Below are 25134 nucleotides of genomic sequence, written 5' to 3'. Positions count from 1 at the left end.
GCCTACGCATAGTCGTCAAGGCCCACCGTCACGTTACGTAGCTTCCCGCGACTGTGCTGCGAGCCCCTCGGTGACGAAAGAGATCACCCCTGAATTCGGCGGGAGCTCAGATTCCTGCTCGGTCGAGGCGTTCGATGAAACTGGGCTTACGACCGTGTGCCTGCCGCAGTGCACTGACCCTGGAGACGAACCTGTCGTCGCGATCTCCTCGCTCCGCGAGTGCTTGAAGATCGGTGAGCAAGATGACGGCGGCGTCGTATTCGGCTGGTTTGCGGGTCGCGATCAATGCGTCGACGCGTGACCATGCCGCGTCTCCCTCCTCCTCGAGCCTGTCGAGTCGTCGTTCACGTGCTCGGGATCGCGCTTCTTCCTGGCGTGCTTCTTCTTCAGCACGCTGCGCGGCCAGGTGACGCTCCCGGTCCGTCCTTCGGCACGCCGCGTTGTCGAGTAAGTCGGCCACGGTCCGGCGGCCTGGGGCTAGGGCGGCCGGGACGGTGTCGCCGCGAAAACGCCGTAGCAGCTCCGTCCGCACCCGTACGGCCTCCCCCTGCGCCACCCGGACGAGGAACCGGTCCTTCTCGGCGGCCGGCCGGAGTGCCACCCAACGGGCGAGATCATCGGGATCGTCGGCAGCCTCATCCAGCGATGGGGAAACCTGGGCCGCGGTGACGAGGAGGTCTTCGTCGAGGCGGAGAAAGTCGGCGAGCGCGCGCTGTGCCGCGGTGAGCGTTCTCAGCCCTGGCGGGATCGGCGGTTCGACTTCGTCGTCGGCTTCAGGGGCGAACGCATCTTCATCACGCTCCCAAGCGCCGTAGGCCGCCAGCCAGGCGAGGTAGAGCGCACGGAGATCACCGGCGGCCAGTTCGGCGCGAACACCGACGATCGCCGACAGCAAGCTCCCCGGGTCATAGTCGAAGTCGAACTCACCGGCTTCGTCCTCACTCGCGAAGTCGAGCACCACGGACTCGCCCTTCACCCACGTGGCTACCCGATGCCCGACGCAGTAATCTTCGACGACATCGGGAGCCAGCAGGTCACTTGGCAGACGGAACATCACGTGGTGGGTGCCCCAGTTGGCGACGTAAAGGTGCGCGTCGTAGAAGCGCTCCATCAGACCGCGAGGATCACCTCGGAAGTCGCCCCAGTGGTACTCGTTCACGAAGCTCGTGGCACTGATCCTCGCCCGAGTGGACAGAGACCGGACTTCGGCCTGCTCGCCGCTGTCGAGCGGCCGGTCGATCGCCAGGAACTCGTAGTACTGGTATTCGCTCACGCCTCATCCAGATCATCCGCGTCGATGTAGGGCCTCGCCCGGAAACTCGAGTCGTCGCCCGAATGGAAGAACAGCCGCCCCTCGACCGTGCGGCAGTCCAGCCAACCTTCGACAGCGATGCGTGCCACGAGACGGCAGAGTAACGACCGCGGCTAGCATCGCGGACAAGCCCCTTCGACCCCGAGAGCCGATGGATTTCGACGAGCTGGACTTCCTGCGCCGCAATGATCCGGCGTGGCGGCTGCTGCGCGCCGACAACGCGCCTCTGGTGCTCGGCTTCCTCCGGAAGGTCTTCGTCGACGACAACGTCCGGTCGATCTCGTCCGCCGAGCTGATCAGCCGACTGGACGACGAGTTGTACGCGCTCAACGAGCGACTCGGCGAAGGCACGTTCCCCAAGGCGGCCAAGGCCTACCTCGATGACTGGGCGGCGCCAGCGAACAGCTGGTTGCGCAAGTACTACCCGGCCGGGTCGGACGAAGTGCATTTCGACGCGACTCCGGCCGTCGAGAAGGCGCTGACCTGGGTCGAGTCACTTCGTGCGCGCTCGTTCGTCGGTACCGAGTCCCGGCTGAACACGATCTTCGAACTGTTGCGCCAGATGGCTTACGGGGCGGAGACAGACCCGGACGTCCGGCTGGCCGAGCTGCATCGGCGCCGGTCGGAGATCGACGCCGAGATCAACCGGGTCGCCGGCGGCGACTTCACCGTCCTCGATGTTTCCGCCCAGCGCGATCGTTACCAGCAGTTCGCCGCGACCGCGCGGGAGCTGTTGGCAGACTTCCGCGAGGTCGAGGCCAACTTCCGTGGGCTGGATCGGGAACTCCGCGCGCGGATCGCGGGCTGGGAGGGCGGCAAGGGGCAGCTGCTCGACGAGGTGGTCGGCAACCGCACCACCATCGCCGACTCGGATCAGGGGCGCAGCTTCCAGGCGTTCTACGACTTCCTCCTTTCGCACGAGCGGCAGAACGAGCTCACCGACCTGCTCGAAAAGGTGCAGTCCCTGGACGCCGTCGGCGAACCGGATCCGCGCATGCGGCACATCCATTACGACTGGCTCGACGCGGCCGAGCGCACGCAGGCGACCGTGCGGCTGCTGTCGGAACAGCTGCGACGGTTCCTCGACGACCAGGTGTGGCTGGAGAACCGCCGCGTGATGGACATTTTGCGCAGCATCGAGTCGTCCGCGCTCAAGCTCCGCGAGCGCCCCGCACCGGATCTCACCCGCGAACTCGACGGCACGGCCCCTGCCATCGCGTTGCCCATGGAGCGTCCGCTGTACACCCCGAAGGAAAAGGTCCCGCTGGAGAGCGCGGGAATCGTCGCGGCCGCCGAGGACCTCGACGCATCGGCGCTCTTCGAACAGGTCTACGTCGATCGTGAACGGCTGTGCGGCATAGTGCGCCGGGAACTCCGCGAACGGGCCCAGGTCGGCCTGGGCGACGTCCTGCGGCGGCGCCCGCTGGAACAGGGGATGGCCGAGCTGGTGGGTTACCTTTCCCTGACCGACCCGGCCTTTCAGGTCGTCTTCGAAGAGACGACACGCGAGCAAGTGCGCTGGGTCGACGACACCGGCACCGAACGAATCGCGACCATCCCGCGCGTGACGTTCGCCCGAACCGCGGCCGACGGTTCTGTCGGCAGCCACCTTTAGCATGGCACCGTGTCCACGTCACTACGCCGAGACGAGCTCGACCTGCCGTTGGTCGTCACGCATCTGATGAAGGGGGTGGTCTACGCCGACAGCCAGGAGAAGGTGTGGCGCCACCTGCTTCCACTGCAGGCGCAGGTACGTGACTACGTCGGGGTGCTGGGCCTGACAGTGGTCGTCGACGAGGCCGAGGGTTACGCCTTCTTGCGTTCGAAGCCCGAGAACGACGAGGAAGACGGGAAGCTGCCCCGGCTGATCCCGCGCCGGGCCTTGTCTTTCCACGTAAGCCTCCTGCTGGCCCTGCTGCGGAAGAAGCTGGCTGAGTCCGACGCGTCCGGCGCGGAGACCCGGCTGATCCTCACCCGCGATCAGCTGGTGGAGATGGTGCGGATGTTCCTGCCAGAGAGCAGCAACGAGGCCCGGCTGGTCGACCAGATCGACACCCAGCTCACCAAGATCGTCGAGCTCGGCTTCCTACGACGAATCACCGGACAAGAGGCCACGTACGAGGTTCGGCGCATTCTCAAGGCGTTCGTGGACGGTCAGTGGCTGGCCGAGTTCGACCAACGGCTCGCCGAGTACGCCGCGCAGCTCAAGAGCGGGGAGGACGACGGCTGATGAGCGGCTTGTTCAGCGCGGCCGAGCTCGACACCGAGAAGGGAGAGCTCGCCGGTTACCGGCTGGAGCGGCTGGAGGTCTACAACTGGGGCACCTTCGACCAGCGGGTGTGGACGTTCCACCCCGACGGCCGCAACAGTCTGCTGACCGGCGACATCGGGTCCGGCAAGTCCACGATGGTCGACGCGATCACCACGTTGCTGCTGCCCGCGCACCGCATCTCCTACAACAAGGCGGCGGGAGCCGAGGCTAAAGAGCGGCATCTTCGCTCGTACGTCCTCGGCTACTACAAGTCCGAGCGCAACGAGGCGACCGGCGCGTCGCGGCCGGTCGGATTGCGGGATCGTCGCTCGTTCTCGGTCATCCTCGGTTCTTTCACCAACACCGGCTATGACTCGACGGTCACCTTGGCGCAGGTGTTCTGGTTCAGGGACGCGTCCGTCGGCCAGCCTGACCGGTTCTACGCGACCGCCGACCGCGCCCTGACGATCGCGGACGACTTCGCCGGCTTCGGCGGGGACATCGCGGCGCTCAAACGCAGGCTGCGCAAGCAGGAGGTGCGCGTTCACGACCGCTTCCCCGCCTACAGCAAGGATTTCTGCCGCCGCCTCGGCATCGAGTCCGAGCAGGCGATGGAGTTGTTCCACCAGACCGTGTCGATGAAGTCAGTCGGCAATCTGAACGATTTCGTCCGCTCCCACATGTTGGAACCATTCGACGCCGCAGACTGGACGAACCGGCTGGTGGAACACTTCGAAGATCTGACCAAGGCACACGAAGCGGTACTCAAGGCACGCACCCAGCTCACCCTGCTCGATCCGCTGCTCACCGAATGCGACGCCTACGACGAGCTCGGCGCTCGGATCACAGGGGGCAAAGCCGCGCGTGACGCTTTGAGGTTCTTCTGCGCCGACCGCAAGGCGACACTGCTGAACGAGCGATTGGCTACGCTCACCGAGCTCATCAGCGAGCAGGAAACAAACCTCGCGGAGGCGAAGACCGACCTGGAAGGGCTGCGCCGCAAGGAGCGGGATCTCGAAATCCAACGCGCCGGTTGTGGCGGCGACCGGATCAGCCGGCTCGAAGCCGAAATCGTCACGGAGGAGAAAGAACGTCACCGGCGCAAGGGACAAAGCGACCGATACCACGCGCTTCTGGACACTGCCGGCCTGCCTGCAGCCGCCGACCCGGCACAATTCGCCGCCCGGCAGCGCGCGGTCGCCGAAAAGCAGGGTTCTCTCGACGAGGAACAAGCCGAGCTGCAGAACCGGCTCACAGATCTCACGGTCGAGCGTCGCGAGCTCGATGCGGAAGCCGCAGAGCTCAACACGGAGTTGCTGAGCTTGCGGGAGCGTCGCAGCAACATTCCCAAGCGCAGCCTGGACCTGCGGGACGCACTGTGTGCCGCGCTGCGGGTCGACTCCGCCGAGCTGCCGTTCGCCGGCGAACTGATCCAGGTCCGCTCCGACTGCGCCACCTGGGAAGGCGCCGCCGAGCGGCTGTTGCACAGCTTCGGGTTGTCGATGCTGGTTTCGAGCGAGCATTACGACGCCGTTTCCGAGTGGATCAACGAACGGCATCTCGGCATCAAGCTCGTCTATTACCGGGTGCCCGAGCGGCTGGGCCATACTCCCTCGCCGCCGTTGTCGGAGCGGTCCTTGTCCACCAAGCTGGAGATCAAGGACTCACCCTTTGCAGCCTGGCTTGATCGTGAACTGGCCCACCGCGCCGACTACGAGTGCGTGGACACCATGGCCGAATTCCGCCGAGCCACGAAGGCGATCACCCAGGCCGGGCAGATCAAGAGCAGCCGAGGCAGACACGAGAAGGACGACGCCCGCAGAATCGACGATCGCCGTCACTACGTGCTGGGCTGGGACAATCAGTCCAAGACTGACGCGCTGCTCGACCAGGCCAACCAGCTCAGCGTTCAGCTGCGCGGCCTCAACACCCGGACCGAAAAGGTCAAGGACGAACTCAGCGCCAAGGGCAGGCTCGCCACCACGCTGACCATGCTGGCCCAATTCAGCGGGTTCGCCGAGATCGACTGGCAGACCTCGGTCAACCGCATCAGCGAACTCACCGGCGAGAAGCGCCGTCTGGAACAGCAGTCGGACGAACTCAAACGGCTGACCACCGAACTGGAGGCCGTCGGGGCACGGATCAAGGTGGTGGAAGAGACCGAGGGCAAGGCGCAGAAGGAACTGGGAAATCTCGGTGGCAGGCGCGAAACCGCGGAGAAACAACTACAGGACACGAACGCCACCCTGGAAGAACCGGCAGCCGAGCCCGCGAGAACGTCGTTCACTCTCGTGCGAGATCGTGTCGGATCCCGAAGCCTTGCCACTCCGGAAGCCTGCGACGCGTGCCGCGTCGAAGTGAACGACGAAATCACCTCGGAGGTCGACCGGCTCACCGGCAAACAGAACAAGGTCGCGGCCCGAATTGTCGGAAAAATGGGAGACTTCCGCAAAGCGTATCCGCTGGAAACCGAGGATTTCGACAACTCGGTGCAGTCCGCCGGCGAATACCGCGCTCTGCACGACCGGATCGCCTCCGACGACCTGCCCAGGTTCGAATCCGAGTTCAAGACCTACCTCAATACCAACACAATCCGGGACATCGCGGGATTCCACTCGCAGCTGACCAAGCAAGCCGAGCTGATCAAGCAGCGGATCGAGACGATCAACGACTCACTGGTCGACATCGACTACAACCCCGGCCGCTTCATCCGGCTTGAGCCTCATCCCACCGTGAACGTCGAAATCCGCGACTTCCGGAAAGATCTCCGTGAGTGCACCAGCGGATCGCTCGGCAATGACACGTCGGACCAGTACTCGGAGCAGAAGTTCCTGCAGGTTAAGTCACTGATCGAGCGGTTTCGTGGGCGTGAGGGCCAAACCGAACCGGACCGGCAGTGGACCCGTCGCGTCACCGACGTGCGCAACTGGTTCACCTTTTCCGCCTCCGAGCGGTGGCGCGCCGATGACACCGAGCACGAGAACTACACCGACTCGGGCGGCAAGTCCGGCGGCCAGAAGGAAAAGCTCGCCTATACGATCCTCGCCGCGTCGCTGGCGTACCAGTTCAAGCTCGACTGGGGGGTAAGCAAGTCGAAGACGTTCCGGTTCGTGGTGATCGACGAGGCGTTCGGCCGTGGTTCCGACGAGTCGACCCGGTTCGCGCTCGGCCTGTTCCGGCGTCTGGGCCTGCAACTGCTGATCGTGACGCCGTTGCAGAAGATCCATGTCATCGAGCCCTACGTCGCCGCCGTCGGGTTCGTTGACAACAAGACCGGCCACAGCTCGCGGTTGCAGACCCTCACCATCGAGGAGTACCGGCAACGGCAGCTCGCGCACTCTCTTGGCACCACAGCCGATCAGGGCGCGTGACTCAGTGCCGTCCGATTGGACCGTTCCGAGTGATGTTCTGGGCAAGCTGCGACGACGCTGGGATCGCGGCGAGTTGCTGGCTCAGTTCGCCGGCGGAACCAGGTGGGAACCCCTGGCGATCGGGTTACGGGGGCCGAGCGCGCAAGACACAGCCGAACACTTCGACCGCGCCCGTGCCTGGGTCGAGCAATGGCATCGGCTCCGGCATCTTCGGATCGAGATGAAGAAGGTCGGCGGGCGTGCCGCCGGAACGAACGAGATCCCGGGCAGGGTATGGGTCGACTCCTACGAACAACTGTGGGCTTTCCTTGATGTGTGGCCGGAGGTACGAACGTTCACCACCCTCCTGGAAGCGACCCGGTCCCGCACCCCTGCCATCGCCGACTGGATGTCCGCCAAGCCGATGGAAGCGCTCAGATACCGGAGCGAGTGGCAGCAGCTGGTGGACACGGCCCTGTGGATCGAGACCCATGCGCGTCCTGATATGTACCTCCGGCAGATCGACGTGCCGGGCGTCGATACCAAGTTCATCGAGCGATACCGCACCGTTCTGGCCGCTTTGCTCGACTGCTTGCTCCCGGAACACCGCATCGATCACACCTGCCCCACATCGGACTTCGCCGGCCGGTACCACTTCCGGAAGAAACCCGCTTACGTACGCTTCCGCCGCTTGTCCGAACCTCACGGCTTCAGCGAGCTGGCCGTCCGGGCGGCGGAACTGGCCGCGGCGCCGCCAGTCGAACACACGGTGTTCGTCGTAGAGAACGAAATCACCTATCTGGCGTTCCCGCCCGTCGAGAACGCGATCGTGATCTTCGGCGAAGGGTACGCGGCATCCCGGCTGCAACCCCTCGAATGGCTGACCTGCAAGAACCTCGTCTACTGGGGTGACATCGATACACACGGCTTCGCGATCCTGAACAGGGTGCGCCGATCGTTCGACGGCACCCGGTCCATGCTCATGGACCGGGCCACCCTCCTCAACCATGAGGGACAATGGGTCAGTGAGCCCAACCCCACCGGCGAACATCTCGAAGCACTTCTCCCGGACGAGGCAAGTCTCTACACCGACCTCGTGGAGGACCTCCTGGGCAAGGCCGTGCGACTCGAGCAAGAACGCATCTCGTACACGGCCATCCAAGAGGCTTCCCGCCGGTACCACTGAGCGACAGACAAGCGGCCTCCGATCCGCCACCGGACGAGCGGATCGACTCGGGCGACCATGGTTCGACCGTCACGAGTGCTTAACGTGCGAACTTTCGAAGTATCTGGTTCGTCGCCGGATCCTTCGAGTAAAGACAGACTCCCTGCATGCCCCGGGTCATCAACACTTTGTACGTGTTCCGCACCAACCGGTCGAAATCTGCATCCTTGGCCGTATTCACCCGATCATCTTTCGAAGAACCGCTGTCCGAGACCCAATCGCGCTCACGAATAATCAAGTCATCACCAAAGATCACGCCTGCCCAGTCGTATTCGAAACCCTGGGCACTGTAGATACAACCGACTTGCCCGAAACCACGTGGGTCGGAGGCCCACAACGACGACGACGGAACACCTGGAACGGGCGCCTCCGGCCTGGCGTTCCACGGACGCGACCATCCACCGATCTTCACGTCATCGACCAGACGACGAGTGCCATCGACCTCGACGGGCTGACTCCAGTCCCAGCAGAACCCTGCCGTCATCCTCGCATTCCCACCACGAAGGTCCGCCTGCTGGAGGAGCCATGCCTCAAGTTCTTGAGGCGACTCCGCCGCATCGACCACGTACTCGTCATCACTTCCCGCAACCAGCTCGGACCAGACGATCGGGCGCTCGGGGCTCAGACGCAAGAGGCGCCTGACCCATTCGTCGAACTTGTCCGACCCACCACACCGAAACTGCCCGTCGAGGCGGATGTCGAGAACCTCATACCCCTTGAGGTTCACAATGTCAGTTATGTATTCCCTGGTACCGACTTCGCCGGGACGCACGACCTGATGCTCGTCGAGCAGGAAAACGGGAACCTTGGCCACGTCGATGAGCTCATCGATCTGGCCGCGGAACCTCCCTCGCACACGATCGGGAAGTCCACGGACACGATGGGCTTCATCGCAGAGCAACACGTCCAACGAGTTCTCGCGCTTCGAGCCGAATTGATTGAAATACTTGAACATCTCGTCGAGACGCTCATCGCCGGCAACGGTCGCTCGCAGCGTCTCCGTAAACGCCTTCGAGCCTGTCGCATGCAGGACCCGCCTGTTACGACGAGCGAGGGCGGCGAGAAGGGTTATCGCTATCGCACTCTTTCCTGAACCCGGACCGCCACTGACGACGACCACCTTTTTCTTGGCCTCAGAGGAACCCTTGGAGTCCACTTTTTCAAGGGCCCCCATTACCGATTCATAGGCCACCTGTTGTTCGTCGAGAAGGATGAACTCTTCACGTTTCTCAAAGGTGCTGGCGGCCGTCGTCAACAGGTTCCGAGCCGGGGTGTGCCGAGCAGCGAGAAGGTCCACCGCCGCCTCACGCGCACCAGCGGCCGAACCAGCGTCAGTGTCAAGAAGAGAACAGAGGAACCCGGCCAGGTCCTTCTGCGTGTCAGCCGCGAAGAGCTCCCCCAAACCATCGACACGGGTCTTGTCCATTTGCCAGGCCGGATCGTAGACGGCGTCGTGCAGGTAGGCGATTCCCTTCACCAATCGCGGTGCACGCGCGAATCGAGGCGTGAAGTCAAGGAGCTGGCGGCAGTAGCGCCGGACCTGTTCGGACGGATGCAAGACGGGCTGCGCAGCAGCATCCGACGTCTTGACCAGCCCCTCGCCCACCAACTCCATGCGTCGCCATTGCTTCAATTCCACCAGCACATACGACGGTTCCTCCGTCTCCGGATGCACACCGCACAGAATCGCGTCCACTCGCTTAGGACTGAAGGGGAGCCGATACTCGAGAAGCACCTCGACATGACCCAGCCCGATGGCACAAAGAGTCTCCGCGAGGACCGGGAGGCTGCGCCGCCACGAACCGACTTCACCGTTCCTTCTCGAAGCGCTGTAATCAACCCTCGCATGTATAGCGAGCTTCGCTATGAAACCTTCATCACCCAACGCCACCCGCAACTCGGCAGCGGTCTTCCTTACCGGCAAAACATCCTCCCCCGAGGCTCACGTCGCATAGTCACTCTTAGTCAGAGTTCAGCGTGCGAGGTAACACTAGTGAGCTACAACTCGAACACGAACCGGGGGTGAAGGTGACACCTGACTCGTCGGACGAACCACCTGTAACCGAACCGCCACCGAACCGGTGAACCACGGCGCAGACGGCGATCCACTAACCTGGACGGCAACGGTCCGACGGACACCGAGTCATCTCGTTGTTGTCCCCCATCCGTACGTCGATGACGCACGCCCTGGGGAGGGGACGAGGTGGCACTTGCACGCGGTCGAGCAGCCGACCTGCTAGTCGAGGCTCGGGCAGGCAGCCTTCATCAGAGGCTGCGCGAACAGTCCGGATACGTGCTCGGTACCCGGGCTGGGACCGGTGAGGTCGTCTCCTGGCAGAAGAGCCTTCCAGTCCTGCTGAGCGACCTGGTCGATGCTGGACTCGAAGACGTCGAAGTCCTCCTCGAGCACCAGCTTCCCCACAGCAGGCAACGTGTGGACGTCATCCTGTCCGGAACGCACCCCCGCACCGGGGAGAGCTCGTTCGTATTCGTCGAGCTCAAGCAATGGTCGAAGGCCGAAGTCCACCTTGCCCAGGTACTCGACATCCCCGGCCTTCCCGGCCTGCACCTCCACCCGGTAGAACAAGTGCGCGGGTACTGCCAGTACTTCGTGGACCACACTCCGGCGCTCGCCGAGCGCCCCCAGGCAGTCCACGGGATCGCGTACCTGCACAATGCCCGCCGCGCCGATATCGACGGCCTCCTCCAGTACAAGGTCACCGAATACGGGCGACTGTTCACGATGGACGACAAGGCCGACCTCCGGCAGGCTTTCAACGCGGCACTCGACAAATCCGCGGAGCGAGGAAGCAACCTCGCCGCGGGCGACGAACTCCTCGGCTTCGAACACCGTCCGACCAAACCCTTGCTGGCGCTCGCGGCTGCGGAGATCAGGGACCGCGAGCAGTTCGTCCTGCTGGACGAGCAAAAGGTCGCCTACGAGTTGGTGATGCAGGCGGTCGAGCGTTCTCGCGCCGCCCAGACTCGTACTGTCGTCATCGTCGAGGGTGGTCCTGGATCAGGCAAAAGTGTGATCGCCTTGAGTCTCCTTGGCGATTTGGCTCGCCGCGGCCTTGCCGTCCACCACGCGACCGGCTCCAAGTCCTTCACGCAGACAATGCGGAAATACGCCGGCCGTGGAAGTACACGCGTACAGGGCTTGTTCAAGTATTTCAACACTTACGTCGGCTGTCAGCCGCGCGAGCTCGATGTCCTGATCTGCGACGAAGCACACCGCATTCGCGAGAAGGGCGTCACGCAGTACACGAAGAAGGAGCAGCGCGATCGCGCTGGTCGCCAAATCGACGAACTGATCAACGTTGCCACCGTACCGGTGTTCCTTCTCGACGAGAACCAGATCGTGCGACCCGGCGAGATGGGCTCACTGCGCGAAATCTCCGCAGCGGCCGAGTCACTCGGCTGCAAGGTGGAGGTCGTCCGGCTGCACGACCAGTTGCGCTGTGGCGGTTCGGTCTCCTACGACACCTGGGTCGCCCGCCTGCTGGGCTTAGGGCCGAATGTCGAACCGCCAGTCCCGTGGAGCAAGCTCGCAGGCCCGCTGGACGCGGGGATCACGGTGTCGAGTGCCGCATCGCCGCAAGCTTTGGAATCATGGGTGCTGCACCAAAAGGAACTGCACGGCGGAGTGCCCCGGCTCGCCGCCGGCTTCTGCTGGCCGTGGAGCGACCCGGTGATGACTCCGGACGGCCGTGCGCTGGTCGACGACGTCAAGATCGGTGGTTGGCAGCGTCCGTGGAACGCGAAGTCGGAACGGAACAAAGCTGTGGCTGGTGTCCCGGAATCCAACTACTGGGCCACGGACGAACGCGGCTTCGGGCAGGTGGGCTGCATCTACACCGCTCAGGGCTTCGAGTACGACTGGTCCGGGGTCATCTTCGGCTCCGATCTCGTTCGTCGCGACGGTATGTGGATTCCCCAGCGCCAGAACTCCGAGGACAGTGCCGTGAAACGAGCCGACGAACTGCATTTCGGCGCGCTGATCAAGAACACCTACAAGGTCCTGCTCACCCGCGGGATGCGCGGCACCGCCGTCTATTCGACCGACCCCGAGACCCAAGCGTTCTTGGAAGAGATGACCCAATAGCCCTCTGGCGCTCTGATCAGCCGCCTGCGGGACGGCCGTCAGGGTCCGTCATCGTGATGGCGCCACCCTGCGCTCGCAGGACAACGTCCGCTCGGTACTTCCCCTCGCCGAGAGCGGCGAGAGTGCCGAGGCTGACCATCCGCGTGGTCGCGCCGTCGCGGTCGAACACCAGCAGATTGCCGTCCTGGACATAGTCGCCACTGTGGGTGCCATCGCCCTCGATGGTGACGGGCCTGCCGAGTTCGCGTTCAATTCGCGCACCTGAAGCGGGGCCGGTGAGGACCTGTACCGACGTCCAGTCGCCGGGCGCCAGTTCCTTGAGCGGCCGCGAGCCACCTGTCCTGGCGAGATCGCCGATCGTCTTCTCGAGACCTTCGTCGAATTCCACTGTCACTCCTGGGGTGCTCGTGCCGCAGCCCACCACGAGGGCGAGCAGGACGAGCAGAGTCACTATCAAGCGCATGGGTCAGTATTGGTCCGGAGTCGCCGACGGGTCGCCGTGGTCGTCATCGTGCCCCGGATTGTCCGTGGGCCAAGGCTTGTTCTTGGTTTCGCGGGTCTCGCCAGGAGGCGATTCGTTGGACGATACCAGGGTGTCGTTCTTGTCGATGACCACCATTTTGCCGTCCTTGACGGCTTGTTCGATCAGGTTCGCCATCTGCTCGGGGCTGGCGTCCGGGTTGGCTCGTGCGATCGCGCGGCCGACTTCGTTGCTGTGCAGGTCCGTGGCCACCGGGACGTGGTGACTGCTCGGATTCCGCTCGTGCGCGGTGGCAAAGTCGCGCCCATTCTTCTCCGTACCGCTGCGTCATCATCGCGTTCCAATAAGCGTGGCGGAACGCGTCGGCGTGGCCGTCGGTCAGGCCTTTGCCCTCGAACTTTCCTTCGGCGACGTGCAGGGCGTCCTGCCGGATGTCGGCGAATTCCTTGAGCCCGAGCAAGCCCTTGCGCATTTGCAGATCGTCGAGCAACTTGGCTTCGGACTGGGTGATCTTCTCTTTCGAGAAACCCGCCCGTTCCGCGAGCCAGCCGGTCAAGCCGCTCGGCCACACTGTCGTGCCGTCTGTTTTGACCTGGTATTTCGCCAGGAGATCGCGATGCCGCTGTTCGTCGGCGATGCGGTCTTCGCCTGCCGCGGCGGCCGCAGCCAGCGTCGTCGCGCCGGCGTCACCGATCTCGCCGGCGAGGATGCGCTTGAGCACGGAATTCAATTCGGTGTCGATCTGGCCGGCGCGGGTCAGAATGGCTTCCACCTCGACCTGCACCAGCACGCTGGAGAGAAACCCGCCGGCGTTTTCGGTCTCGACGACTTTGCCGTTGTCGATCCGGAAACCGTTCTTGGCGGCGAAATCCTCGGTCGTCTCGACACTGCGCACCAAATCGCGCACCGCCTACTCAGTGTCATCGATGATCTTCACAGCCGCGGACAATCGCGCCGCGAGATCTTCGAGTTCCTGGCATCGGGCACGAAGATTCTCAGCCGCCGCGTCCGCTGCCTCCCCGGCCCACCCGGCGGGCTTGGCGCCGTCGATCTCGTCCTGCAAGCCGAGCACCTGACGGTTCTGCGCGGCCAAGTGGTCACCGATCTGCCTGATCCCGTCGAATTCCTACTCACCGGAGTCATCTCGAACCCGGTACGCGGTCGCGGCCGTGGTCAGCGATGCCGCGTAGGAATCCACCCCCTTCGCCCATACACCGATGGAGTTCTCCCAATGTGGCCCCAGCTCGGCGGCGGTCTTCGCCGACTCCGTTCCGGGCAATGTGCCGGAAAGCGCCGCCACCCGCTCCAGATCCAGCTCCCGAACGATTCCCGCGACTCGTTCGGCCTAATCGGCCGCGGCGCGCAAGGCTTTCGGATCAGCTTCGAACCCCGTCATAAACCCCCTCCCCTCGGTTCGAGGCTACTTGTCCCGTTTGGGAGGTTCAAGCCGCCGAGATCGCGCCTTAGGCCTCGTGGAAGTCGTCGAGGCGATGGGCTTCGGCCGAAGACTCCGTGGCGGCCAGCCAATGCGGATAGGTGACATAGACCAGCTCCGTGTCCTCGTCGGCCACGTAGACGAGCTCGGTCCCGGCCCGTAGGTAAATGACCTCGCCGGCCCGAGCCGTCACCGAGCCCGAGGGACCTTCGACGGTGAAAGTGCCGGAGGTGATGACGAGGGCCTCGTCGTAGGTCATCTTCCAGGGGTTCTTCTCCCCCTTGCTGTAGCGGGCGAAACCGACGGACATCTCCGCGCCGCTGTCTTGCGCGACGACGTCGGCCAGGAAGATCCGCTGGTCGAGCCGCTGGAACCAGGTCGAAGCATCATCGCTCGTGAAGTGTTCGACGGACATCCAGATCTCCTTAAGTGGAAGTTTCTCCACTTAGTTAACTGGAGAAAGTTCCACTTGTCCACCGGTTAGGCTGGCCGGGTGCTTCCCATCGCAGGAGCCGGGACTCCAGAGCGGGCGGACGCGGCTCGCAACCGGCAGAAGATCGTCCACGCGGCGGCCAGGCTCGTTGCGGCCAAAGGGATCGACGGGCTCGCGTTGGACGAGGTCGCGGTCGAGGCCGGTGTCGGGATCGGGACCGTGTATCGGCGGTTTCCGGACAAGGGGGCGTTGGCACAGGCGCTGCTCGACGAGAACGAGCGCGAGTTCCAGGAGGCGTTCATCAGCGGGCCGCCGCCGCTCGGGCCGGGGGCACCCGCATCCCACAGGCTGAAGGCGTTCATGGACGCGTATGTCGACAGGCTCGAGACGCATGGCGAGTTGCTCATGGTCGCGGAGACGGAGACGCCGATGGCGCGATTCGTGACCGGTGCGTACCGGCTGCACCACAGTCACCTGGTCGCGCTGATCAGCGAAATCGAGCCGGACGCCGACGCGCATTTCAGGGCCGACGCGCTGCTCGCGCCACTGGCGGCGGCACAATACGTCTACCAGCGACGAAGCATGACGCCTGAACAGATCAAAGCGGGTTTGAGCGACCTGTGCCGGCTAAATGACTAAGACTGAAAAAGGGGTGGCATGGATCTCGCGGTGAAGTCCGAACTGGTCGAGCAGGTGCGCGCGTTCACCGAATGGGTGGGCGCGGGGCGGAAACTCACCAGACCGGGCGTCTCACCTTGGCTGACGCCAAAGCACTGGTGCCGTTGTTGAAGACCGGTGACGTGCTCGAAAAAAACATCGGCAGCCACGTGTACCGGACCAGGTCGAGCGAGCGTCTCCTCAACCTGATGCTCGTCGTGGAGTGCGCCAAGGCGGCGGGGCTGGTTCGCAAGACCGGGCAACGGCTGGTTCCGGTGAAGAAGAACCAGGCGCTTCTCAAGGACCCAAAGAAACTGTGGCTCGCGTTGTTCACCGGGTTCGAGAACCTGGGCGAGGCGTTCCTGCACTCGGGATTCGGCGAGTCACTGCTGCGCCCGGAGTTCGCGCACGGCAGCCGCGCCGCGTTGGCGGCGTTGTACGGTGCGGACGGTGCTGTCACGATCGCGAACTTGTGCGCGCTGGTCTGGGACATCGTAAGCGCGCCTTATGTGTTGGAAGATCTCAACGAACTCCAGCTCGAGACTTTGCGCAGCGCCACCGATCGCGATACCAAGAGCGTGCTCGAGGCCCTTCGGCAATTGGGGGCCGTGACCCTCCGGGACGAATCAGCCGAGCTGACCGAGCTCGGCCGATCTGGTATGCGACGGCTCTTGGGCGAGCCGGAGGCCGGCGATCCGGTCTACCAGGTGAAGATCACCCTGTTGGAAATCGAGAGTCTCCCGGTGTGGCGGCGGGTGCTGGTTCCGGCGGCCATTCCGCTCGACCGGTTGCACCTCGTCATCCAGGCCGCGATGGGTTGGGAGAACTACCACCTGCACTACTTCCTCGACGGGAAGACCTACTACGGCGAAGCCGAGCCCGAGCTTCAGTACCGCGACGAACGCAAGGTGCGGCTGGACGACCTCGTGAAGCCAGGCGGCCGCCTTTTGTACAACTACGACTTCGGCGACAACTGGGACCACGAGATCCTCGTCGAGGAAGCCACGGTCGCCACGGCCGATGGGCGCTACCCGCGCTGCATCGCGGGCGAAGCGGCGTGCCCGCCGGAGGACGTCGGCGGCACCGGAGGGTATGCCCGGATGATCCAGATCCTCGGCGATCCCGGACACCCGGAACACCAGGACGTCGTCGGCTGGCTCGGTCTCGACGACCCGGGCCAATTCGATCCGGAACACTTCGACCTCGACGAAGCCAACCAGGACCTCGCCCTGGCCAATGGCCTAGCGGATCTCTACCGGCCCAACGCGTAGGACGCCGTCGTCCAGCGGCACGCAGCGCTTCCCGCCGCGGCCCCGCAAGGCACGGAAAGTGCCCGACGGGTAGACGACCTCCATCCAAGCGCACGGATTCGCGGGCCGGTGGACCTCGAACCGCACGGGGCCATCGCCCGAGTCCAGCGTGACAACAGACCCCCGCGGCAAAGCGTCCACGTCGAAGCCAGAGAGCACGATGTTCCGCCGGGCAAGCAGCGGATCGCCCGGCACGGAGGCGGAGAACAGCGTGACCGCGGCGGAACGATGCGCGGGGTGGTTGAAGTACCGGTCCCCGACCAGCCCCAGTCCCGCGCGCACCTCGACGTGGTCGCGCGAGACCGGCACTGGATCAGGACGAGGGCCGTCAGAGGGACGGCCCTCGTACGCATGCACCGCGGAGACGTGCAGCGCGACGATCAGCGCTCGCCGAGTTGCCATTCCGGCCGCACGTAGTGGCAGGTGTAGCCGTTCGGGATGCGCTCCAGGTAGTCCTGGTGCTCCGGCTCGGCCTCCCAGAAGTCACCGGCCTGGGTCACCTCGGTGACGACCTTGCCCGGCCACTTGCCGGAGGCGTCGACGTCCGCGATTGTCTGTTCGGCGACCTGCTTCTGCTTGTCGTCGGTGTAGTAGATCGCCGACCGGTAGCTGGTGCCGATGTCGTTGCCCTGGCGGTTGCGCGTCGTCGGATCGTGGATCTGGAAGAAGAACTCCAGGATCTGCCGGTACGTGAGCTGCGCCGGGTCGAAGACGATCTCGATGCCTTCGGCGTGGGAGCCGTGGTTGCGGTAGGTCGCGTTCGGCACGTCGCCGCCGGTGTAGCCGACCCTGGTGGAGACGACCCCGGGGTGCCGGCGGAACAGGTCCTGCATGCCCCAGAAGCAGCCGCCCGCGAGAACAGCCTTTTCCGTCACTGTAGATCTCCTTCGGTCGTTGACACCCAGTACAACGTGTCGCACCGCCCCTGTCATCCCCGTCCAAGTGTGACGGAACGCTTACGTCCGCCGTGCGTCTCACGCTAGGTGAAAACCCTGCTCGCGGTCCTGGCCCTCCTTCTCGCCGGCTGTGCGACGGCCCCACCGAGCCCGACGCCCGAAGACGCCTTCCGGTTCGGCGGGATCTCCATGCCCGCGAGCGGCAAGGTGCTGGAGACGAAGTACGACCGCGGCATCGACTCGAGGTACGTCGTCGTCCTCACCCTTCCGGCGGAGGACGTGCCCAAGCTGCTCGAGGCGTCGAACTTCGCGCCCGGGGTCAGGGAGGACGACCGGCTCGTGGAGGGTCGCCATGTCTACCGCAAGGTCACCGTCGAAGGGACCACGGTGCGCCTCGAGATGTTCACGACGTGAGCACTCTGCGTGAAAATGATGGGCCGTTCGAACTCGCCTGGGTGACCCCCTAACGTGTACCTCCACGCACCATCCGCCGGAGGACGCATGGATCCGTTCCGTGTACCGCCCGAGCTGTTCCGTTTCAGCGACGGGAGCAGATCCGGGCTCCCCCTGGCGATCCTGCACGCCTTCGGTGAGGCGAACGAGCGGCTCGAGACGGCGCTCGGGATCGACGACGTCCGCACGAGGCTGCGCGAAGTCGGCTGGCTGGAGACGCTCGACGACGAAGACCTCGTCAAAGCGCTGGACCAGCTCAAGGGCCAGGGCCACCTCGACGTCGTCCAGAGCCACGCGGGCGACTACCGGACCGCGTCCGAGTACGAGCGCCGCAATCTCAAGTACGCGCTGACCCGGCAGGGTGAAGCGGCGTACGCGGGTGTGGTCCGCGCGAGTGAGGTGCTCAACGCGAGCGGGGCGCTCCAGACCGCGACGCTCGAAGCGCTGGGTGAGCGGCTCGGCGAGCTCGCGAAGCAGCTCGAAGACGGCACCGACAAGCGCGTGTTCAGCACGCTCGCCGAAGTCGAGAGCCACCTCGAAGCGTTCCGCGACAACACGAAGCGCTTCAACGGCGACCTCCAGCGTCTGCTGCACGCGGAAGCCGACCTGGCGACGTTTCACGAGGTCAAAGCGGCCACGGTCGCGTATCTGCAGGAGTTCCTGAACGACCTCGAACATCACACGCACACCATCGCCACCCGCATCAAGGAGATCGACGACCACGGCATCGAGCGCGTGCATCGGCGGGCGCTCAACGGGGCGACACTTCGGAACCCCGATCAGCGCTGGCTCGACGTCCGCAAGGCGCGCTGGGACGGGCTTCGCGCCTGGTTCCTGCCTGAAGACGGCGCGACGCCGCGGGTCGAGGACCTTCACAACCTCGCGCGGCGGGCGATCATCACGCTTCTCCAGGTCCTCGACCGGATCACCGAGTCACGGCGGCGCGCGAGCAGCGCGGTCGCCGATTTCCGTGAGCTGGCGCGGTGGTTCACCGTCGTCCCGGCGCAGGAGGACCTGCATCGCCTGTGGTCCACGATGTTCGGGCTGAGCTCGGCGCGGCACGCGCACCTCGCCCACGCGGACCCGGAAGTGGTCAGCACGACGGCCTCGTGGCTCGACGCGCCGCCGGTCGAGGTGTCGGAACTGCTGCGCTCGGCGGGCCGCACCGAGCGGTTCACCAGGACCGGGCGGGTCCGCGACGTCACCGCGATCCGGGCGGCACGGGTCCAGCAGGCGATCGCGGAACGCGCCGAACTCGAAGCGGCGTGGAACATGCTCGACACCGGCGGCGTCGTGCGGCTTTCGGCGTTCGAGAAGCTGGACCACAGCGTTTTCGAGCGGCTGCTGGACCTGCTGGGACAGGCGCTGGGCAGGCCTCCCGGCGCGGAGGGCACCCGGCGGAGCACGACGTCCGACGGCCAGATCGAGATCATCCTGCGGCCGCCACGGAACGGCGCGGCCGCCCGTTTGACCACCACGCGCGGCGTCTTCCGGGGCCCCGACTACGAGATCGAGATCAGTACGGCCGGAGGCGGTGCGTGAGCCTCACGAACCAACTGGTCATCGCGGAACGCGAAGAGGTCGCGCGCGGGATCCGGGCCCTGCTGGCCACTCCGCTGATCGGCGAACGCGGCTCCCCCGAGACCTTCGACCTCATCCGGCGCCGCCGCGAACCCATCCGGCAGTGGTTCGACTACTACTGCGGCTGGACGCTCACCGTCGAACCCCGGCTCGGCTACGCCCGGCTGGTCAAGGTCCGCGCGTCCGCCGACCCCACCCGCCCGGCGCGGCGGTTGCGGTCCGGGCGCGCGGCGTTCGACCGTCGCCGCTACGTCCTGCTGTGCGTGGTGGCGGCCGAACTGCTGACCGTGCCGGTGACGACCATCGGACTCCTCGCCGGCCGCGTCGCGCAGGCGAGCGCCGCCGACGATCTCGTCACGACCTTCGACGGCGCGGTCCGGGCGGAGCGTCTCGCGTTCGTCGACGTCCTCAAACTGCTGGAGTCCTACGCCGTCCTCGAAGCCGCGGACGGCGATCCGGAGTCCTTTGTGGATGATCCAGCCGCGAAGGTGCTGTTCCGGGTCGACGCGACCCTTTTGCTGCGGCTGCTCGCCGCGCCGGTCGGGCCGTCGCAGCTGGCCGTGCCCGCCGACGACGTCGCGTTGCGGTTCGAGGAACTGCTGGAGGCGGTGTCGCACGAGCAGCGCTACGGCCTTTCGTCGGGCCGCCACGAGGACACGCCGAGCGCGTCCGACGTGCAGCGGAACCTGTGGCTGCGGCACACCGTGTTCCGCCGTCTGGTCGACGATCCGGTGCTGTACTTCGCCGAACTGACCGCGGAAGAGCGCGCGTACCTCGGCACGCCGACCGGACGCCAGTTGCTACGGCGAGCCGCGGAGCAGGGCGGTTTCGTCCTCGAAGAACGCGCGGAGGGCGTGCTGCTCGTCGACGTCGACGGGCTGGCCACCGACGAGAGGTTCCCGGACGACGGCAGCAACGCCAAGGTCGCCGCGCTCCTGCTGCTCGACGCGCTCGACGAGCCGCGCACCACCGATTACCTGCAGAAGGCCACCGCCAAACTGCTGAAACGCTTCCCGCGCTGGGCCAAGACCTACCGGGGCAAGGACGGTGTGCGGCGGCTGACCGTCGACGCGCTCGCCGTGCTGACCGGCTTCGGCCTGATCCGCACCGAAGCCGAACTCGTCCGGCCGCTCCCGGCCGCCGCGAGGTACACCGACCGCACCGAGGAGGCGCCGTGACCGTGACGAGGTGGATTCCCTCCCGTGCGGGCATTCTCAACATCTGGCGCTACTACGACGAGATCTTCGAGTTCCACGACGGGCGCCTGCTGTTGCGCGGCCCCAACGGGAGCGGGAAGTCCAAGGCGCTGGAGCTGCTGCTGCCGTTCCTGTTCGACGCGAGCCTGCGCGCCAACCGGTTGTCGACCTTCGGCACCAGCGAACGCAGCATGCACTGGAACCTCATGGGCGAAGGCGCTTCCGGCGCCACGCGCGTCGGGTACGTCTGGCTCGAATTCGGTATGGCGGGCGAGAAGTGGTTCACCTGCGGGGCTCGGCTGCAGGCCAGCACGCACACCAGCACGGTGCACGCCGACTTCTTCACCACCGATCTGCGTGTGGGCGACGGCGTGGCGCTGGTCAACGAGGCGGGTCAGCCGCTGACCAAGAACGCGCTGGAAGAGGCCCTCGGCGAACACGGCACGGTGCACGACGGCGCGGCCGAGTACCGCGCCGAGATCCGCGCGAAACTGTTCCCCACCTTGAGCGAGCAGCGGTACGACGCGCTGATCACCGCCCTGCTCCAGCTGCGGATGCCCAAACTCTCGCAGCGGCTCGACCCGAGCCTGCTGTCCAACCTGCTCTCCCGCGCGCTTCCGCCGTTGGGGCAGCAGGAGATCGCGGATCTCGCCGAGGGTTTCGAACGGCTCGACGCGCAACGCGAACGGCTGGGCTCGTTGGAGACCGAGGTCGACGCGACCCGTGCGCTCGCCGCGCGGCAGAAGACCTACGCCCAGCGTGTGCTGCGCGCGGGCGCCGCGAACCTCATCAACGCGACCACCGAACTCGACGGACTCGCCGCGGCCGCCCGCCGTTCGGCCGAGGAGCACGACGAGGTCGCCGCGAAGAAGGAGGCCGCCGAGGAACGGGCGGCGAAGCTCGAGAAGGACGTCGAAGAGGCCGAAGCCCGGCTCTCCGGGCTGACCGAATCCGAGTCGTACCGCAAGGGCCAGGAGCTCGACAAGCTGCGGCAACGGACCCTGTCCGCGCGCGAAAAGGCCGAGGCGCTGCGGGCGGACGCGGATCGGCTCCGTGCCGAGGCGGACGCCGACGAGGAGCGCTCGCGGAAGGCGAAGCAGGTCGCGAAACGACAGGCCGACCTCGTGCGCTCGCTGGAGACCGAGGTCCGCGCCGCCGCGACCCGCGCGAACCTGGCCGGGGTGCACGACGAACTCGTCGCCGGACTGGACGAACCGGCCCGGCTCCGGCCGCTGCTGCAGGCCGCCGTCCGCGGCAAGCGCGACCAGGTCGAAGCGCTCGGCTTGGCGCTGGACAAGCACGAACGCGCCGTCGGACGGCGTCACCAGGCCGAGGCGGACCTGGACCGCGCGCGATCGGATTTCTCGGCCCTGCAGGAGCGGGTGGATCTCACGACGGCGACGCGGGAACTCGCGCTGAGCGATCTGCGCACCCGGCTCGCCGAATGGGCGATCGGCTGCCGTGAGCTGCGGTTCCCCGACGTGGAAGCGGTCGTGCGGGACGCCGAGGCGGAGGTCTCGCTGCTGGGCAGGCTCAGCGCCGTCGCCGAGACCGTGCTCGAAGACATCATCCGGCGGGAGGCGGCGATCGGTGCCACGCTGGCCACCGTGCGCGCCGAGCACGACGAGCTCCTCGTCGAGGCGGGCTTGCTCGAAACGAAGGACGTCCTCGCGCCCGAGCCGCCGCGCACCCGCACCGCGGACCGGACCGAGATGAGCGGCGCGCCGCTGTGGCGGCTGGTCGATTTCGCCGGCTCTGTCCCGGAAAGCACGCACGCGGGGATCGAGGCCGCGCTCGAAGGCGCCGGTCTGCTGGACGCCTGGGTGAACTCCCACGGCGTCGTCGAAGGACACGACGTGCTCGCGGAGGCCGGGACGCTGCCAGTGGCCTCCGGCCGTTCGCTCGCCGACGTCCTCGTGCCGGAGCTCGACGCGGAGCTTTCCCCGGCGAAGATCCGCCGGATCCTGGAAGTGATCGCCTTCGACGACACGCTTCCCGCAGGGCCGGCCGCGGTCGGCGCGGACGGCGGCTGGCGGATGGGCAGCCTGTCGGGCAGCTGGTCGAAGGACGCTCCGGCGTACATCGGTGGTTCCGCCCGCTCGCGCGCCAGGGAGCGCCGGATCGCCGGACTGAGGGACGAGATCTCCCTCCGTGAGAAGACCATCGCCGAGCTGGAAGGCGAACTGGCCGGGCTGCGCGGCAGGCGCGAGCTGATCAAGATCGAACGCGCCGCCCGGCCCGGTCACGACGATCTCCTTGCCGCGACAGGGGAATTGACCGCGGCCGAGGCCGAGCTGACCGCCGCCGACGCCGCCGTCCGGCATCGGGAAACCATCGTCGCCGCGCTGGAGATCGAGGCCAAGACCGCGCTCCACGCGCTGACCGCCCAGGCTTCGGAGAGCGGGCTGCCGACCGAACGCGCGGCGCTGGCCTCGCTCGCCACGGCCCTGCGCACCTACTCGGACCAGGGCGAGAACTGGCTGTACGAGCACGGGAATCTGCTCACCGCGACTCAGCGGGCCGAGCTGTGCGCCGAACAGGCCGACCGGTCGGAGGCGAACGCGGCCCGGCGCGAGGACGAGGCTTCCGAAGCTGAGGCCGAACGCACCAAGCTCACCGCGATGCTCGAAGCGATCGACGGGACCGCGGGCAGCGGCCAGCGCGAGGTGCTCGCCGAAATCGACGGCCTGCGCACGAAACTGCGTGAACTCTCGGGCGAACTCCGCGCCGCGAACGCCGACGCCAAGGAGCTCGCGGTGTCGCTGGGCGCGCTCGGCGTCCGGCGGACGACCGACGCGCGAGCCCGTGAGGACGCCGCCGGGAAGCAGGACGCCGCCGCGCTCCGGTTCCGGAAGCTCGCCACCGGGATCTTCCCCGCGGACGGCGGAATCGAAGACCTGCCGAAGTTCCAGGCCACCCTGTCCGCCTCCGAAAGTGTCCGGGCGGCGCTCGACACGGCCCGGCTGGTGGCCGCGGCGTGGCCGTCCGTGCCGCACGCGCCGAGCAACCTCGGCGAGGCGCTGCACCGGCTCTCCGAAGCCGTGCACACCTGCCGGAACACGCTCAGCTCGCGCGCGGAACTCGATCTGGAGACCGATGAGGACGTCCAGATCTTCACCGCCGTCGTCGACGGGCTGCGGGTCGGCGCGGCCGAACTGCTGAAGATCCTTTACGCCGAAGCGGAACAGAGCAGGCACGAGATCACCGACCGCGAGAGCGATCTGTTCGACAAGACGCTGACCGGCGACACCCGCCGTCATCTCGCGGCCCGCATCCGGCAGGCCAACGACCTCGTCGACGGCATGAACGCGCGGCTGGAACGCGTGCGGACCGCGTCGAGGGTCGCCGTCCGGCTGGTCTGGCAGGTCTCCCCGGATCTGCCACCGGGCACCAAGACCGCGCGGGATCTGCTGCTGAAGGATCCGGATCAGCTGACCGCCGAAGATCGCGTGTCACTGCACAGGTTCTTCCGTGAGCGCGTCGAGCAGGCGAAGGCGGACGACACGGCGACCAGCTGGGAGCAGCAGCTCGCGCAGGTCTTCGATTACACGTCGTGGCACCGGTTCGTAGTCAAGGTGGACCGCGCGAACGGGGCGGGCTGGCAGCTGCTGACCAAGAAGCTGCACGGCGCGCTTTCCGGTGGGGAGAAGGCGATCGCGCTGCACCTGCCGCTGTTCGCCGCCGTCGCCGCGCACTACCAGGCCGCCCCCGAGGCGCCGAGGGTGATCCTGCTCGACGAGGTGTTCGTCGGCGTCGACACCACCAACCGGGGGCAGGTGTTCGGCCTGCTGTCCGCGCTCGACCTCGACCTGATGCTGACGTCGGACCACGAATGGTGCACCTACGCCGAACTCGGCGGCGTCGGGATCCACCAGCTCATCACCGGCGGCGACGGCGACGACGCGGTCACCACGGCGCGGTTCACCTGGAACGGCCACGATCTTCAGCCTGCGGGGCATTAGGGCGTCGTTGGTTGTGTCCTTTCTGGACGGACTGGTGTCATTGCCGAAAAACGGCGACGCCAGGCGGGCGGCCTTGGCCTGCGTCTTTCGTCGAGGTCTCGTTGCCGGAAATCGGCGGGCTTCCTGAGCGACAGTCGTCTGTCGACGCCTTGTTGTCGAAATTCGGCGACGTCACGTGGTGGCCATAGTCGACAGTGGACCGCCGAGTTACCGAAAAACGGCGAGGGCGTCAGGCTCTCCTGGGCAACAGGCGACCGTCGGAGCCTCGTTGCCGAAATTCGGCGACGCATCCAAGACTTGCACCCGACAAATCCCCACCGAGACCTCATTACCGAAAATCGGTAATGCGTTGCGGTGCCTACGGGCCAGGAATTGTCGGTGGCGGGCCGTAGGTTCGTGGGGTGGATACTCATTCCGCGCCTGTGGCGCTTCTGGAAAGCCTCACCGATCCCGAGGTGCTGGCAGCGGTGAACGATGCCGCGAATCT

At 66.0% G+C, this 25134-nt stretch carries 21 protein-coding genes and 1 pseudogene; 11 read left to right on the top strand and 11 right to left on the bottom strand.

Annotated features, from left to right (window positions below; genetic code table 11):
* Positions 1–106: 106 nt before the first annotated feature.
* Together ACIRGA_RS31880 and ACIRGA_RS31875 are read right to left on the bottom strand one after the other, a co-directional pair.
* A complete protein-coding gene (locus ACIRGA_RS31880; protein WP_400948015.1) occupies positions 107–1111 on the bottom strand; it encodes a hypothetical protein in 1005 nt (334 codons plus the stop codon).
* A 158-nt stretch (positions 1112–1269) separates the two neighbouring features.
* Positions 1270–1401 carry a hypothetical protein gene (locus ACIRGA_RS31875; protein ID WP_400948013.1) on the bottom strand — a complete coding sequence of 44 codons (132 nt, stop codon included), beginning with the start codon at positions 1399–1401 and terminating at the stop codon, positions 1270–1272.
* Between the two features lie 62 nt (positions 1402–1463).
* Between ACIRGA_RS31875 and ACIRGA_RS31870 the strand changes: the two genes are divergently transcribed.
* From ACIRGA_RS31870 to ACIRGA_RS31855, 4 genes are read left to right on the top strand one after another with little or no spacing between them, the layout of a single operon-like run.
* Positions 1464–2927: a DUF3375 domain-containing protein gene (locus tag ACIRGA_RS31870; RefSeq protein ID WP_400948011.1), complete on the top strand. Its 1464-nt coding sequence runs from the start codon at positions 1464–1466 to the stop codon at positions 2925–2927.
* A 9-nt stretch (positions 2928–2936) separates the two neighbouring features.
* Positions 2937–3542: a DUF4194 domain-containing protein gene (locus ACIRGA_RS31865; RefSeq protein WP_400948009.1), complete on the top strand. Its 606-nt coding sequence runs from the start codon at positions 2937–2939 to the stop codon at positions 3540–3542.
* Positions 3542–6934 carry an ATP-binding protein gene (locus tag ACIRGA_RS31860; RefSeq protein WP_400948006.1) on the top strand — a complete coding sequence of 1131 codons (3393 nt, stop codon included), beginning with the start codon at positions 3542–3544 and terminating at the stop codon, positions 6932–6934. The genes ACIRGA_RS31865 and ACIRGA_RS31860 overlap by 1 nt, the downstream gene beginning before the upstream one ends.
* 4 nt (positions 6935–6938) lie before the next feature.
* Positions 6939–8099 carry a DUF3322 domain-containing protein gene (locus tag ACIRGA_RS31855; protein WP_400948004.1) on the top strand — a complete coding sequence of 387 codons (1161 nt, stop codon included), beginning with the start codon at positions 6939–6941 and terminating at the stop codon, positions 8097–8099.
* Positions 8100–8178: 79 nt separating this feature from the next.
* On the opposite strand, the gene ACIRGA_RS31850 is transcribed toward ACIRGA_RS31855, so the two are convergent.
* Positions 8179–9834 carry a DUF2075 domain-containing protein gene (locus ACIRGA_RS31850; RefSeq protein ID WP_400948002.1) on the bottom strand — a complete coding sequence of 552 codons (1656 nt, stop codon included), beginning with the start codon at positions 9832–9834 and terminating at the stop codon, positions 8179–8181.
* A 540-nt stretch (positions 9835–10374) separates the two neighbouring features.
* On the bottom strand, positions 10375–10560 hold the full coding sequence (locus tag ACIRGA_RS31845; RefSeq protein ID WP_400947999.1) for a hypothetical protein: 186 nt from the start codon (positions 10558–10560) through the stop codon (positions 10375–10377).
* A 12-nt stretch (positions 10561–10572) separates the two neighbouring features.
* On the opposite strand from ACIRGA_RS31845, the gene ACIRGA_RS31840 reads away from it, so the two are divergent.
* A complete protein-coding gene (locus ACIRGA_RS31840; protein WP_400947996.1) occupies positions 10573–12243 on the top strand; it encodes a DNA/RNA helicase domain-containing protein in 1671 nt (556 codons plus the stop codon).
* A 16-nt stretch (positions 12244–12259) separates the two neighbouring features.
* Here the strand turns inward: ACIRGA_RS31840 and ACIRGA_RS31835 are convergent, their stop codons facing one another.
* The 5 genes and pseudogenes from ACIRGA_RS31835 to ACIRGA_RS31815 all read right to left on the bottom strand — a co-directional run bounded on the left by ACIRGA_RS31835 (position 12260) and on the right by ACIRGA_RS31815 (position 14574).
* A complete protein-coding gene (locus ACIRGA_RS31835; RefSeq protein WP_400947994.1) occupies positions 12260–12694 on the bottom strand; it encodes a hypothetical protein in 435 nt (144 codons plus the stop codon).
* A gap of 15 nt (positions 12695–12709) precedes the next feature.
* A pseudogene (locus ACIRGA_RS31830) lies at positions 12710–13196 on the bottom strand (DUF6973 domain-containing protein).
* Positions 13197–13634: 438 nt separating this feature from the next.
* Positions 13635–13817, bottom strand: a complete 183-nt coding sequence (locus tag ACIRGA_RS31825) for a hypothetical protein (protein ID WP_400947992.1) — start codon at positions 13815–13817, stop codon at positions 13635–13637.
* Positions 13818–13850: 33 nt separating this feature from the next.
* Positions 13851–14024, bottom strand: coding sequence for a hypothetical protein (locus ACIRGA_RS31820; protein ID WP_400947990.1), 174 nt, complete (start codon positions 14022–14024; stop codon positions 13851–13853).
* A 163-nt stretch (positions 14025–14187) separates the two neighbouring features.
* Positions 14188–14574 (bottom strand): cupin, encoded by a 387-nt coding sequence (locus ACIRGA_RS31815; protein WP_400947988.1) that lies wholly within the window; start codon positions 14572–14574, stop codon positions 14188–14190.
* 78 nt (positions 14575–14652) lie between these two features.
* Between ACIRGA_RS31815 and ACIRGA_RS31810 the strand changes: the two genes are divergently transcribed.
* Together ACIRGA_RS31810 and ACIRGA_RS31805 are read left to right on the top strand one after the other, a co-directional pair.
* Positions 14653–15231 carry a TetR/AcrR family transcriptional regulator gene (locus ACIRGA_RS31810; protein ID WP_400947985.1) on the top strand — a complete coding sequence of 193 codons (579 nt, stop codon included), beginning with the start codon at positions 14653–14655 and terminating at the stop codon, positions 15229–15231.
* A 116-nt stretch (positions 15232–15347) separates the two neighbouring features.
* Positions 15348–16520 (top strand): plasmid pRiA4b ORF-3 family protein, encoded by a 1173-nt coding sequence (locus tag ACIRGA_RS31805; protein WP_400947983.1) that lies wholly within the window; start codon positions 15348–15350, stop codon positions 16518–16520.
* Here ACIRGA_RS31805 and ACIRGA_RS31800 read toward each other — a convergent pair.
* Both ACIRGA_RS31800 and msrA read right to left on the bottom strand, forming a co-directional pair.
* On the bottom strand, positions 16491–16961 hold the full coding sequence (locus ACIRGA_RS31800) for a molybdenum cofactor biosysynthesis protein (RefSeq protein WP_400947981.1): 471 nt from the start codon (positions 16959–16961) through the stop codon (positions 16491–16493). The genes ACIRGA_RS31805 and ACIRGA_RS31800 overlap by 30 nt on opposite strands.
* Entirely contained in the window at positions 16940–17434 is a 495-nt protein-coding gene (gene msrA / locus ACIRGA_RS31795) for a peptide-methionine (S)-S-oxide reductase MsrA (protein ID WP_400947979.1), read from the bottom strand. The genes ACIRGA_RS31800 and msrA overlap by 22 nt, the downstream gene beginning before the upstream one ends.
* A 108-nt stretch (positions 17435–17542) precedes the next feature.
* On the opposite strand from msrA, the gene ACIRGA_RS31790 reads away from it, so the two are divergent.
* From ACIRGA_RS31790 to ACIRGA_RS31775, 4 genes are all read left to right on the top strand, one after another.
* Entirely contained in the window at positions 17543–17869 is a 327-nt protein-coding gene (locus tag ACIRGA_RS31790; RefSeq protein ID WP_400947977.1) for a hypothetical protein, read from the top strand.
* 87 nt (positions 17870–17956) lie between these two features.
* Positions 17957–19450 (top strand): TIGR02677 family protein, encoded by a 1494-nt coding sequence (locus tag ACIRGA_RS31785; protein WP_400947975.1) that lies wholly within the window; start codon positions 17957–17959, stop codon positions 19448–19450.
* Positions 19447–20667 (top strand): TIGR02678 family protein, encoded by a 1221-nt coding sequence (locus tag ACIRGA_RS31780; RefSeq protein WP_400947970.1) that lies wholly within the window; start codon positions 19447–19449, stop codon positions 20665–20667. The genes ACIRGA_RS31785 and ACIRGA_RS31780 overlap by 4 nt, the downstream gene beginning before the upstream one ends.
* Positions 20664–24647 carry a TIGR02680 family protein gene (locus ACIRGA_RS31775; RefSeq protein WP_400947968.1) on the top strand — a complete coding sequence of 1328 codons (3984 nt, stop codon included), beginning with the start codon at positions 20664–20666 and terminating at the stop codon, positions 24645–24647. Before ACIRGA_RS31780 ends, ACIRGA_RS31775 begins: the two co-directional genes overlap by 4 nt.
* Positions 24648–25134 lie beyond the last annotated feature (487 nt).

It is taken from the genome of Amycolatopsis sp. NPDC102389 (genome assembly GCF_044765885.1).
GTDB lineage: Bacteria > Actinomycetota > Actinomycetes > Mycobacteriales > Pseudonocardiaceae > Amycolatopsis.
Note: the sequence above shows the minus strand (reverse complement) of the source record. Positions and strands in the feature narration are given on the sequence as shown.

Bases quoted from the DNA above. Each gene is read 5' to 3' on its own strand.
- ACIRGA_RS31870 (WP_400948011.1), top strand. From the start codon at position 1,464: ATGGATTTCGACGAGCTGGACTTCCTGCGCCGCAATGATCCGGCGTGG.
- ACIRGA_RS31815 (WP_400947988.1), bottom strand. From the start codon at position 14,574: ATGTCCGTCGAACACTTCACGAGCGATGATGCTTCGACCTGGTTCCAG.
- ACIRGA_RS31880 (WP_400948015.1), bottom strand. From the start codon at position 1,111: ATGGAGCGCTTCTACGACGCGCACCTTTACGTCGCCAACTGGGGCACC.
- ACIRGA_RS31785 (WP_400947975.1), top strand. From the start codon at position 17,957: ATGGATCCGTTCCGTGTACCGCCCGAGCTGTTCCGTTTCAGCGACGGG.
- ACIRGA_RS31800 (WP_400947981.1), bottom strand. From the start codon at position 16,961: ATGGCAACTCGGCGAGCGCTGATCGTCGCGCTGCACGTCTCCGCGGTG.
- ACIRGA_RS31860 (WP_400948006.1), top strand. From the start codon at position 3,542: ATGAGCGGCTTGTTCAGCGCGGCCGAGCTCGACACCGAGAAGGGAGAG.